This is a genomic window from Bacillus sp. 95MFCvi2.1 (assembly GCF_000374965.1).
In the GTDB taxonomy this organism is placed as follows: Bacteria; Bacillota; Bacilli; order Bacillales; family Bacillaceae_G; genus Bacillus_A; species Bacillus_A pseudomycoides.
In genome coordinates this window covers 14,860-27,323 of sequence record NZ_KB895710.1, presented here as the reverse complement: position 1 = coordinate 27,323, position 12,464 = coordinate 14,860, and the positions used below count along the sequence as shown (strand labels likewise).

The following is a 12,464-nucleotide window of genomic DNA, read 5'->3' as shown; positions in this document are numbered from 1 at the left end:
TTGAATATGGTAGACAAAATACAAGAGCGTAATTTTACCTGCACTTTTTGCCGAATGCTGATACAATAAAGGATGTTACTATTTAGTAGAAAGAGTGGTAAACATGTTAGATTGGATGAAAAAGCTGTTTAACAAAGAGGAACATCAGGAAGAAAAAGCAGCGATAAATAAAGCAGTACCGAAGAACACTGAAAGTAAGCCGAAAACTCCTCGTGTAAACCACTACACTGAAGCAAGAGAAGCACAAATGGCTAGTCGGAATTTAGGTGTGAAATGCCGATTTCCGTTAATACCTGATGATGGATTTGATGAGGAGAATGTGGAAGAATCAACACATTTTGAGCAGCAACCTCTGCCAAGGGTAACGAACATGGAGAGACGCAGGCCAAGATATGTAGAAGAACCAGTTCATACATTTGCCCCGCCACAAGCCCAACAAGAAATTGAGCCAGAGCCTATCTTGCCAAAAAAATCTGTGCCAGTACAAGAAAGCCATCGAAGACCATTTCGCCCGACAGAAATGATTTCGCCTATCTTTGGATATAAACGTCCTTCAAGAGAGAAACAAGAAGTTAAGACGGAAGAAAAAGGGCAGGAAGATCTTGAAATATCCTTTGAAGGAAAATCTGTCGTCGATGCTTGGTTGGAGAAAAAAGGATACTCTCTTTCGAATTTCTCAGACGAATCCTTTATTCCTTCTAAGAAGCAGGAGAAAAATCTGGAGCATACTGGACAACAAGAAAGCCCAAAAGAGGAAAAATCAGTTGTTGATCAGTGGCTAGAGAAAAACGGTTACGATTCTGAGCGTTCATTCACTTCGTTAGAGGGGCAAGAAAAGGTAGATGCCATTTCAGACTCTCTTCCATTTGCAACTGATAACTTTTTACATAAATCAGTTGGACAGGATAATAAGAAAGAAGAGCATACTGTTGAAATCGTACAGGTATTTGAGCAAGAACCAGATGTAGTGGCGTTATCACAATATGATAACGCAGCGAAGGAAGAAATCCTGCAAGATGAGTTGCTAGATTCTACTGTAGAGAATATGGATACAACGTCAACGGAAGAAAATGAATATAAGAAAGAAATAGAAGAAGAACAGCTAGTGGAGAAAACTATTTTAGAAGAAAATATTGTTGAAGAAGCTGAAGAACCAACGCGGGAAGTTGGAGCGGTGGAAGAAGCTGAAGAACCAACGCGGGAAGTTGAAGAAGTGGAAGAAGCTGAAGAACCAACGCGGGAAGTTGAAGCGGTGGAAGAAGCTGAAGAACCAACGCGGGAAGTTGAAGAAGTGGAAGAAGCTGAAGAACCAACGCGGGAAGTTGAAGAAGTGGAAGAAGCTGAAGAACCAACGCGGGAAGTTGAAGAAGTGGAAGAAGCTGAAGAACCAACGCGGGAAGTTGAAGAAGTGGAAGAAGCTGGAGAACCAACGCTGGAAGTTGAAGAAGTGGAGGAACCCGAAGAAACGCTGGTAGCAGAAACATTTGAAGAAGCAAAAATTGCCGAAACAGCGAAAGAGTCTGCAGAAGAAACGGCTCAAGTAGTAGTTGAAAAAACGACAGAACAAGAGAATTTGGTTTCTAAAGCGGAAAACAATGTTTCAGAAACATCTTCAGCAGCAGACGAGCACACGAAGGAAGCAGTTCAAAACTTTGCAAATGTATTAATCGAAGAGGCAGAAGAAAAGCAAGAAGTTGCTGTGGAACAGCCTGTTAAGCAAAAAGAAGAACCGAAACGTGAGAAAAAGCGTCATGTGCCGTTTAATGTTGTGATGTTAAAACAAGATAGAAGAAAGTTAATAGAGAGACATGTGGCAGGAATGAAAACGCCGCAGACTCCTATAAAACAAGCTGAAGAACCAGTAAAGGTGCACGAGCAGCCCGTACAACAAGTGGAAGAAGTACCACAAGGAAAAGCGCAAACTGCACAGCAAATTATAGTGGAAACTCAAGTGGAAGAGAAACCAGTAGAACAAGTTATAGTGGAAACTCGAGAAGAAGAGAGACCAGCACAGCAAGTAGTGGTGGGAACTCAAGAAGAAGAGAAACCAGTAGAACGAGTGGCAGTGGAAGATCAAGTAACAGAGGAGCCAGTTCAACAAACGGAAACGAAGGCACCTGTTGCAAGTGCAGGAGTACAAGAGAAAGCATACGTTATAGCGCGAAGAGAGAATGATATGCGTAATGTACTGCAAACACCGCCTGAATATGCTATGCCACCATTAACACTATTGACGATTCCAAGTCAGTCGACATTAGATAATACGGAATGGTTAGAAGAACAGAAAGAATTATTAGATACGACGTTTAATAATTTTCATGTTGGGGCTCATGTTATCAATGTTTCACAAGGACCAGCTGTAACGCGCTTCGAAGTACAACCTGATCCGGGTGTGAAAGTAAATAAAATCACAAATTTAAGTGATGATATTAAGCTGAGTTTAGCTGCAAAAGATATTCGAATTGAAGCACCGATTCCAGGGAAGAGTGCCATCGGAATTGAGGTTCCGAATAAAGAAAGTAAGCCTGTATTCCTGCGAGAAATTTTGAGAAGTCCTGTGTTCACGAAAAGTGAATCACCGCTTACAGTTGCGCTTGGACTTGATATTTCTGGTGCTCCAATTGTAACGGATATAAGGAAGATGCCGCATGGACTGATCGCTGGTGCGACTGGTTCAGGGAAAAGTGTCTGCATTAACGCGATTTTAACAAGTATTTTATATAAAGCGAAACCACATGAAGTGAAGCTGATGTTGATTGATCCGAAAATGGTTGAGCTTGCACCATATAATTCTATTCCCCATCTTGTAGCACCTGTTATTACAGATGTGAAAGCAGCTACAGCAGCGTTAAAATGGGCTGTAGAAGAGATGGAACGCCGTTATGAATTGTTTGCGCATGTTGGTGCACGTGATTTAACTCGTTATAATACCATCGTAAGTAGCCGAGAAATCCCAGGTGAAGCATTGCCGTACATTGTTATTGTAATTGATGAGTTAGCCGATTTAATGATGGTTGCTCCTGGTGATGTAGAGGAAGCAATTTGCCGCATTGCACAAAAAGCACGTGCTTGTGGTATTCACTTATTAGTTGCAACGCAGCGTCCGTCTGTGGATGTTATTACAGGATTGATTAAATCAAACATTCCAACGCGTATTGCGTTTACAGTATCATCTCAAGTAGATTCACGTACAATCATTGATATTGGAGGAGCGGAAAAATTACTTGGTCGCGGTGATATGCTATTTTTAGGAAACGGTACGTCAAAACCCGTCCGTGTACAAGGGGTATACGTATCGGATGATGAAATTGAAAAAACAGTTGAACATGTGAAAAAGCAAATGAAGTCGAACTATTTATTTAAGCAAGAGGATTTATTGGCGAAAACAGAACAACATGAAGCCGAAGATGAACTGTTTTTTGATGCATGTCAATTTGTTGTAGAACAAGGGGGAGCGTCCACATCTTCTGTACAGAGAAAATTCCGCATCGGTTATAATCGTGCGGCACGTCTTATTGAAGAGATGGAAGCACAAGGAATTATATCTGAAGCACGGGGAACAAAACCGAGAGATGTCCTTATTTCAGAGGATGAATTTGCTGCTATGCAGGAAACGAATGTATAGGAAGCGGTTTTGCTGTATACTAAGAGAAAATGTTGGATAGTAAAGTAGGGAGTAAACGACATGAAAGAAATTGAATTAAAATTAAAAGGTGAAATCAATCGACTAACAAATAAAACATTTAAATTTGATGAACGAGTTGGGGAAGGTTGGTTCTCTGCCGTTTACTTTTTAAAAACTCGTGACATTATTCAAGAATTTCGCCCGAAAAGTGTTGTGACAATGCAATTTTTCCAAAAGGAACATGCGATACTTTGCGGAACAGATGAAGTATTAGCATTGTTACAAACATTTGCTGAACATCCGGAAGAGCTTGAAATCCATTCTTTAAAAGATGGGGACAATATTAATCCATTTGAAACAGTTTTAACAATCTCTGGACCTTATGAATATTTCGGGTTTTTAGAAGGTGTAATCGATGGGATTTTAGCTCGTCGTACATCTGTTGCAACAAATGTATATAATGTTGTACAAGCTGCTCGCAGCGGTGAAAAAGAAAAACCGGTTATTTTCATGGGAGACCGTGATGATCATTATACACAGCAAGCTGGTGATGGATATGCGGCGTATATTGGTGGTATGAGTGCACAAGCAACGCATGCAATGAATGAATGGTGGGGCAAGAGTGGAATGGGGACAATGCCTCACGCATTGATTCAAATGTTTAATGGAGATGTTGTAGAAGCTGCAAAAGCGTACTATAAAAAGTTTCCAGAGGATGATTTAGTTGTACTGATTGACTACAATAATGATGTGATTACAGATGGTCTTCGTGTTGCACGTGAATTCGGCTCAGAATTAAAAGGTGTACGCATTGATACATCACGTACAATGATTGATCAGTATTTCATTCGTCATCCAGAAGTACTTGGCACATTTGACCCTCGTGGTGTAAATCCATCCCTTGTTTTCGCGCTCCGTAAAGCGCTTGATGAAGAAGGGTTCCAGCATGTAAATATTGTTGTAACTGGTGGATTTGATGAAAAACGTATTCATGAATTTGAAGCGCAAAATGTTCCTGTAGATCTATACGGAGTGGGCAGCAGTTTATTAAAAATGAACATTGGTTTTACAGGTGATAATGTAGAATTAAATGGAAAACCAGAAGCGAAAGCTGGACGTAAATATCGTCCAAACCCACGTTTAGAGCGTGTTCAATTAGAAAAAAGAGAAGATATGTAAGAAGAGGAAAAACTGATAGGGAATTGACCCTATCAGTTTTTCTGTTATCATAGTATAACGGATTGTTTTTTGCTATAATAAGTTTGTTATGGACATATAAGAAGTACGTACGTGTTTATCCCGATTGGTGAGAGCTAATGAAAGTTCCGCTGTATCGAGAATGTATGATGATTACCAAAATAAGAAAAGATTCATATACTGTCTTATAGATAGGCCGTTGTATTAGTTCGAAATGTTGGAGGTTCTTTAAGATGACAGTTTACCATTTTGTAGGAATTAAAGGAACAGGAATGAGTTCATTAGCACAAATTCTTCATGACATGAAGCATACTGTTCAAGGTTCTGATTTTGAAAAACGTTTCTTTACACAAGTAGCTTTGGAAAAGCGTGGTATCTCCATCCTTCCTTTTGATAAAAATAATGTAAAAGAAGGACAAGTGATTATCGCAGGAAATGCGTTCCCTGATACGCATGAAGAGATTGTAGCAGCGAAAGAGTTAAATATCCCAGTACACCGTTACCATCATTTTTTAGGGAATCTTATGAGTAAGTATACAAGTGTTGCTGTAACAGGTGCACATGGAAAAACATCAACAACCGGCTTGTTAGCCCATGTAATGCAAGGTGCACACCCAACGTCTTACCTTATTGGAGATGGAACAGGGCATGGGGTAGAAAATAGTAAGTATTTTGTGTTTGAGGCATGTGAGTACCGTCGTCATTTCTTGTCTTACTATCCAGACTATGCAATTATGACAAATATTGATTTTGACCATCCGGATTACTTTACAGACATTAATGATGTATTTAGTGCATTCCAAGAGATGGCACTTCAAGTGAAAAAAGGAATTATTGCATGTGGTGATGATGAAGAACTGCAAAAAATTCAAGCGAAAGTACCTGTTATTTTCTATGGATTTGGTGAAGATAATGATTTCCAAGCACGTAACATCCAAAAGAGAACAGATGGTACTGTATTTGATGTGTTCGTTCGTAATACGTATTATGAAACATTCAAAATTACAGGTTACGGCAATCACAGCGTATTAAATGCATTAGCAGTTATCGCGCTTTGTCACTATGAAAATGTTGATGTAGAAGCAGTAAAACATCAATTGACAACGTTTGGAGGCGTAAAACGTCGCTTTAATGAAAAACCGATGGGAGAACAGGTCATCATCGATGATTATGCACACCATCCGACAGAAATTAACGCAACGATTGAAGCTGCTCGTCAAAAGCATCCAGAGCGTGAAATTGTCGCTGTATTCCAGCCACACACATTCTCACGTACTGAAAAGTTCTTAGATGAGTTCGCGGAAAGCCTAAGCAAGGCTGATCAAGTATACCTATGTGATATTTTCGGATCAGCACGTGAAAACAAAGGTGACTTAACAATTCAAGATCTGCAAAAGCGTATTGATGGTGCAGAATTGATTACCGATACAACAACGAATGTATTAAAGAAACATAAAAACGGCGTTCTTATTTTCATGGGCGCAGGTGATATTCAAAAATTCGAAGCGGCTTACGTGAAAGAAGTGCAAGTTGCGGAGAAGTAATAAAGCGAAGACGTGCAGCGGTGGCTGCACGTCTTTTTATGTCAATTGTTGTAGAATGGTCGCTATATGGTGTACTAGGTAAAAAATTTATTAAAGTTGGTAGTCAAAGACAAACAACGACATATACAATGACTGTTGGAGTGCTTGCTTTCATCATTGTGTCCTTTATGCAACAGAGTGTAGTAGCGATTCCAGAAATTCCTCTATTAGCATGGTTATCTATTTTATTTATGGCAATTGGAATAAGCGTGCTTGGTTATCTTTGGTGGAATAAAGGAATCGCGCAAATTGGGGCAGAAAAAACCTCTTTGTTCTTTAACTTAGTTCCCGTTGTTACAATGCTTGTTTCTTTTGTAGAAGGAGTGAGTATCACAATCTCGCAATGTTTAGGGATGATTTTAGTCATTACAGGTGTTCTATATTCTTCCGGTTTTCTTGCTATAAAATCCAAAAAAGAAAGTGTGAATATATAACCCTTAACATTTTATAATTAGAAATGTTAGAATAATAAGAAAAAGTGTTAGAGGGGATAGAGCAATGTTTACACTTCGAGTCGATGATGAAATCAAACTTCAATTGTTAGAAAAACATCATAAAGAAGAATTGTATCAATTAGTAGATCAAAACAGGGAGCATTTAAGAAAATGGCTTCCATGGGTAGATGGGACAAAATCTGCTGATGCATATGACGAAATTCTTCCGATGTGGCTAAAGAAATATGCGGATGGAAACGGTTTTGAAACAGGTATACGTTATAAAGGAAAGCTCGTTGGAATGGTCGGTATTCACGAGGTGAACTGGGCTAAGAAAGCAACAAGTCTTGGATACTACCTTGCAGAAGAAGCAGGTGGAAAAGGAATTATGACAAGGAGTGTAAAAGCGGTGCTTCGCTATGCGTTTGAAGAACTAAAATTGAATAAGATAGAAATCCGTTGTGGGGTAGAGAATCAGAAAAGCCGTGCGATTCCGGAGCGACTTGGCTTTAAGTTAGATGGAGTTATGCGTGATGAAGAGTGGCTTTATGACCATTTCCATGATCTTGCTGTGTATAGTTTACTAGCTTCAGAATGGAAGGAGATTCGATGAGCGATACGATTTACATTCAGTCATATGAAAGTAAGTACCAATCTGAAGTAGTCGATTTAATTATTCACATTCAGCAAAAAGAATATAACGTACCAATTACAAAGGAAGAACAGCCAGATTTACAAGAAATTGAGCAGTTTTACCAAAGAGATAACGGAAGTTTCTGGGTAGCAACACATGATGGGAAAGTAGTTGGAACTGTAGCTTTATTAGATATTGGGAATCAACAAGTAGCCTTGAGGAAAATGTTTGTGAAAAAAGAATTTCGGGGCAAGGTGTGGAATACCGCGAGCATGTTACTCCAAACAGCTATCTCTTGGGCAAAAGAAAGAGAATTAGAAGGAATTTATTTAGGAACAACAGTACAGTTTTTAGCGGCACATCGTTTTTATGAGAAAAATGGATTTCAGAGTATGAAAGTGGAAGAGTTACCAGGGAGTTTTCCGGTGCTGCAGGTAGATAAGAAATTTTATAGGTATGGTTTGTGAAGAATAGAGATCATTCAAATCGAGAATGATCTCTATTTTTTTGTTAAGGAAAATGGAAATGATGGTATAATTTAGGTGAGAGGTGATGGTATGAAATTTCCTATCCAAAGAAGCACACCAATTATGATTTTTGTAAGTGCAATGTTGATCCTTATGGTTGTTTGGCCAAGCGGAATGCTGATTATAGACAATGGAAACTGGGGATCAGCACTGATTGGGATGGCAATTTGCCTCATTGTAAATGTCCCTCTTGTTTGGGATGTATTCATTAAGAAACATACAGTCGAAAATGGTGTATTGAAATATGGCATATTGAACGAAGACGTTACACTATCTGATATAAGAATGGTGCGTCAAGTTGGAAAATCACTCGAAATTACAACGAACCGATACAAAGTCCATATGATTGCTATGCCAACAGATAAAGAAAAGTTGTTGTCACTCATTCAAGAAGCGAGCCCACATGTGAAAATAGATCTAAAAGCATAATGGAGGACGAGGAATGAAACATTTTCGGCTGTTATTTTGTTTTGAATTATTGATGGTACTGGTCGTTTGCGTTAGAGGGTATGTTCGTTGGGAGTGGCCGTTGTATTTGTCGATAGGTGTAGGCATTTTAGCAGTTGTACTTTTATTTTATTACCATTCTCGTCAAATCAGAAACAAAGGACAGGAAGTGGAGAAATAATATTGACCGTCCGACAAAACGAGACGTACCAAAAGAGCTCTCCCATCAAAAGGAGAGCTCCTTCACATTTTATTTTAAGTTCTCAGGATTTAAAGCTTCTAATTCAGGTACAACGAAGCGACCGTCTTTACGGATTAATACGTCGTCGAAGTAAATTTCACCGCCGCCGTATTCAGGGCGCTGGATGCATACTAAATCCCAGTGGATGTTAGAGTTGTTGCCATTCCATGCATCGTCATAAGCTTGTCCAGGTGTAAAGTGGAAGCTACCGTCGATTTTTTCATCAAATAGGATATCACCCATTGGATGTAAGATATATGGGTTTACGCCGATTGCAAATTCACCAACGTAGCGTGCACCTTCATCTGTATCGAAGATTTTGTTAATGCGTTCTGTATCGTTTGCAGTTGCTTCAACGATTTGACCGTTTTTAAATGTAAGCTGTACGTTTTCGAATGTATAGCCGTTGTAAGGTGATGGCGTGTTATAAGAAACTGTACCGTTAACAGAATCGCGAACTGGTGCAGAGTATACTTCACCGTCTGGAATGTTCAAATGACCAGAGCATTTAATAGCTGGAATATCTTTAATGGAGAATGTTAAGTCAGTTCCAGGACCAGCAAGGCGAACTTTATCTGTTTTGTTCATTAATTCAACAAGGTTATCCATTGCTTTATCCATTTTGCCATAATCCAAGTTACATACTTCGAAGTAGAAGTCTTCGAATGCTTCTGTGCTCATTTTTGCAAGTTGTGCCATAGATGCATTTGGGTAGCGAAGAACAACCCAGCGTGTTTTTGGAACACGAATGTCTCTATGAACTTTTTTACCAACTGTTTGACCGTGGATCTTCATGCGTTCACTTGGAACGTCGGCTTGTTCGTTAATGTTATCGCCAGAGCGAAGACCGATGTAAGCGTCCATATCTTTCATTACGCTTGCTTCATATGCAGCGATTTGCTCGAAGTGTTCTTCAGTAGCGCCCATTAATAATGAGCGATCGACTTGATGATCTTTCAATGAAACAAATGGGAAACCACCAGCTGCATAGGCTTCTTTTACAAGTGCAGTTACAAGTTCTTTTTGCAAGCCAAAGTTTTCAATCAATACTGTTTCGCCTTTTTGTAAGCGGATTGAGTAGTTAATTAAATTGTGTGCTAAAGTTTCAATACGTGGATCTTTCATATGTAAAGCCTCCCTACTAATTATGTATCCTTCCTTATTGTACCCTACTTGCTGGAATTTGTTTAATGATTTATGGTACATTTGACGAACAAGTGTGAAAATTCTAATGAAATCACAAGGATTAGAACGAAACGGAAAATGATTGTATAATAGGAGAAAGTATGAAAAAGATAAAGGAAGTGATGAAATGCAAGTTCTTTTATACGTAAGTGCAGCTATAGCTGCCGTTGCTTTTGCAATTTTAGTGATATATACATGTAGAACATTATTATCATTGCAGAAGACGTTAGAAAATGTTGCAAGTACATTAGAAGGCTTAGAGAAGCAAATGCAAGGGATAAGCGTAGAGACAGAACAATTATTACATAAGACAAATGCATTAGCTGATGATATTCAGCAGAAATCTCAGTCATTAAATAAAGTAGTAGAAGGCGTAGATGGAATTGGAACAACAATTCATTCTTTAAATACGAAACTTCGCAATGTATCAGATTCTGTAACAAATGAAATTGAAAATAATGCAGACAAAGTTGCACAAGTTGTACAATGGAGTAGTGCAGCGATTGAAGTGTACAATCATTTTCGTGCTACTAGACAAGAGAAGAAACTAGAAAAAGCTGAGAAGAAGCTAGAGAAGGAAGAGAAAAAAGAGAAAAAAGAGAAGCGCTCTAGACTTCCAATTCGTATGAGAGGTGAATAAAGTGAGCATGACAAAAATCGAAACAATGGAAGAGTTTGAAGCATTATTAGAAACAGCGGAACCATATATTCTTTTTAAACATAGTACAACATGTCCAATTAGCCAAGGAGCCTACGCAGAATTTGAGGCATATTGTCAAGATGCAAAAGAAACACCTACTTATTATTTATACGTACAAGATGCAAGAGATGTTTCGAATCGTATTGCAGAGCACTTTGGTATTAAACATGAGTCGCCGCAAGTGCTATATATAAAAGATGGGGTAGCGGTATGGCATACATCCCATTGGAATATTAAGAAGCAAACTTTAGAAGAGAATGTGAAGTAGGGAGAAGTAAGCGGAGACGCTTGCTTCTTTTTTTAGGGTTCATGAACTATGTAAATACAGATTGAAAAACTGATAGAAAACTGTTCTTTTTAGGTGGAAGAGAGGATCTACTCATGCATAGAAGTGGTCAGAGCCTCTTCTGCTCCCATGCCAAGTGAAAACAAAGAGAGAAAACGAGTGAAGGTTGAGTATGCTTTGTGTAAGTGAAAGGCAACAATATATATTTCAAATAAGAGAACGATTCCATTTACAATGTATATCATGTGACAACCTGATATCTATCGGATATAATAAATTATCTTAACCATGATAATAAGGTAATCTTTATATATAACTTGAAAGAGGTGGCTTTCTTATGGCATCACAAGAATTAGATCGTTTACGCTCTCAAATTGATCAAATGAACCTACAAATTTTAGAATTATTAAATGAAAGAGGTCGTCTTGTTCAAGAGGTTGGTAAGTTGAAAGAAGTACAAGGTGTGAAACGATTTGATCCTGTACGTGAGCGTAATATGCTTGATTTAATTGCTGAGAAGAATGATGGACCGTTTGAAACATCAACTCTTCAACATATTTTTAAACAAATTTTTCAAACAAGCCTAGAATTACAAGAAGATGATCACCGTAAAGCACTCCTTGTTTCACGTAAGACAAAGCCAGAGGATACGATTGTTGATATAAAAGGTGAAAAAATTGGTGATGGCAATCCTCACTTTATTATGGGACCATGTGCGGTTGAAAGTTATGAGCAAGTGCGCCAAGTTGCGGAAGCAATGAAGGAACAAGGGTTAAAGCTAATGCGCGGCGGTGCATTCAAACCTCGTACATCGCCGTATGATTTCCAAGGGCTTGGCTTAGAAGGCTTGCAAATTTTACGACAAGTGGCGGATGAATATGATTTAGCGGTCATTAGTGAAATTTTAAATCCGAATGATATTGAAAGGGCATTAGATTATGTTGATGTCATTCAAATTGGTGCTCGTAATATGCAAAACTTCGATCTACTCAAGGCTGCTGGATCGGTGAAAAAGCCAGTATTGTTAAAACGTGGTTTATCAGCAACGATTGAAGAATTTATGTATGCGGCAGAATATATTATTGCACAAGGTAACGGAGATATTATTTTATGTGAGCGCGGCATCAGGACGTATGAAAAGGCAACGCGTAATACGCTTGATATTTCTGCTGTGCCAATTTTGAAGAAAGAAACACATTTACCTGTCGTAGTGGATGTAACGCACTCTACAGGACGACGTGATCTCTTATTACCAGCTGCAAAAGCAGCGATGGCAATCGGTGCTGATGCGGTTATGGCTGAAGTACATCCGGACCCGGCTGTTGCGTTATCAGATTCAGCGCAACAAATGGATATTCCAGAATTCAATGAGTTTATGAAAGAATTAAAAGCATTCCGCGGTAGATAGTCAGAAGGGGCTGTAGGGTCTATGTGACACTTGTTGCATAGACTTTTTTGCAGAAAATGTCCTTTTTTACATAAAAAATACGAAAATAGGAGAAAAGAAGCGAATTTTTTCGAAACTTTTGCGGGAAAATATTGTATGAGCCTGCATTTTTATCGTATCATTAGTAAAAGGACTCGGGAGTGACATCTTCAAGTAGA

At 38.7% G+C, this 12,464-nt stretch carries 12 protein-coding genes; 11 read left to right on the top strand and 1 reads right to left on the bottom strand.

All coding sequences use genetic code 11. The annotated features are described in order from the left end of the window. Positions 1 to 103 precede the first annotated feature (103 nt). The 8 genes from C568_RS0122665 (at position 104) to C568_RS0122630 (ending at position 8,628) form a co-directional block, all read left to right on the top strand. Entirely contained in the window at positions 104 to 3,625 is a 3,522-nt protein-coding gene (locus C568_RS0122665) for a DNA translocase FtsK (protein WP_018782798.1), read from the top strand. Between the two features lie 60 nt (positions 3,626 to 3,685). After that, the gene (locus C568_RS0122660) at positions 3,686 to 4,804 is read left to right on the top strand and encodes a nicotinate phosphoribosyltransferase (protein ID WP_006096096.1); all 1,119 of its coding nucleotides are present in this window, start codon (positions 3,686 to 3,688) and stop codon (positions 4,802 to 4,804) included. Positions 4,805 to 5,055: 251 nt separating this feature from the next. Continuing rightward, entirely contained in the window at positions 5,056 to 6,366 is a 1,311-nt protein-coding gene (gene murC, locus C568_RS0122655; RefSeq protein WP_003201097.1) for a UDP-N-acetylmuramate--L-alanine ligase, read from the top strand. Between the two features lie 38 nt (positions 6,367 to 6,404). Beyond that, positions 6,405 to 6,839, top strand: coding sequence for a DMT family transporter (locus C568_RS0122650; protein WP_018782797.1), 435 nt, complete (start codon positions 6,405 to 6,407; stop codon positions 6,837 to 6,839). 64 nt (positions 6,840 to 6,903) lie between these two features. Next, positions 6,904 to 7,452 (top strand): GNAT family N-acetyltransferase, encoded by a 549-nt coding sequence (locus C568_RS0122645; RefSeq protein WP_006096098.1) that lies wholly within the window; start codon positions 6,904 to 6,906, stop codon positions 7,450 to 7,452. Then, complete coding sequence (locus C568_RS0122640; protein WP_018782796.1) at positions 7,449 to 7,940, top strand: GNAT family N-acetyltransferase; 492 nt, start codon at positions 7,449 to 7,451, stop codon at positions 7,938 to 7,940. The genes C568_RS0122645 and C568_RS0122640 overlap by 4 nt, the downstream gene beginning before the upstream one ends. A gap of 90 nt (positions 7,941 to 8,030) precedes the next feature. Beyond that, positions 8,031 to 8,429 carry a PH domain-containing protein gene (locus C568_RS0122635; protein ID WP_018782795.1) on the top strand — a complete coding sequence of 133 codons (399 nt, stop codon included), beginning with the start codon at positions 8,031 to 8,033 and terminating at the stop codon, positions 8,427 to 8,429. A 13-nt stretch (positions 8,430 to 8,442) separates the two neighbouring features. Beyond that, positions 8,443 to 8,628, top strand: coding sequence for a hypothetical protein (locus tag C568_RS0122630; protein WP_018764520.1), 186 nt, complete (start codon positions 8,443 to 8,445; stop codon positions 8,626 to 8,628). A gap of 69 nt (positions 8,629 to 8,697) precedes the next feature. On the opposite strand, the gene C568_RS0122625 is transcribed toward C568_RS0122630, so the two are convergent. Continuing rightward, the gene (locus C568_RS0122625) at positions 8,698 to 9,813 is read right to left on the bottom strand and encodes an aminopeptidase (RefSeq protein ID WP_018782794.1); all 1,116 of its coding nucleotides are present in this window, start codon (positions 9,811 to 9,813) and stop codon (positions 8,698 to 8,700) included. Between the two features lie 142 nt (positions 9,814 to 9,955). Here C568_RS0122625 and C568_RS0122620 point away from each other — a divergent pair, with 142 nt between their 5' ends. The 3 genes from C568_RS0122620 (at position 9,956) to C568_RS0122610 (ending at position 12,267) form a co-directional block, all read left to right on the top strand. Next, positions 9,956 to 10,513: a DUF948 domain-containing protein gene (locus C568_RS0122620; protein WP_003201109.1), complete on the top strand. Its 558-nt coding sequence runs from the start codon at positions 9,956 to 9,958 to the stop codon at positions 10,511 to 10,513. Position 10,514: 1 nt separating this feature from the next. After that, positions 10,515 to 10,841 (top strand): bacillithiol system redox-active protein YtxJ, encoded by a 327-nt coding sequence (gene ytxJ, locus C568_RS0122615; protein WP_026008457.1) that lies wholly within the window; start codon positions 10,515 to 10,517, stop codon positions 10,839 to 10,841. Positions 10,842 to 11,196: 355 nt separating this feature from the next. Continuing rightward, on the top strand, positions 11,197 to 12,267 hold the full coding sequence (locus tag C568_RS0122610; RefSeq protein ID WP_006096104.1) for a bifunctional 3-deoxy-7-phosphoheptulonate synthase/chorismate mutase: 1,071 nt from the start codon (positions 11,197 to 11,199) through the stop codon (positions 12,265 to 12,267). Positions 12,268 to 12,464: the final 197 nt, after the last annotated feature.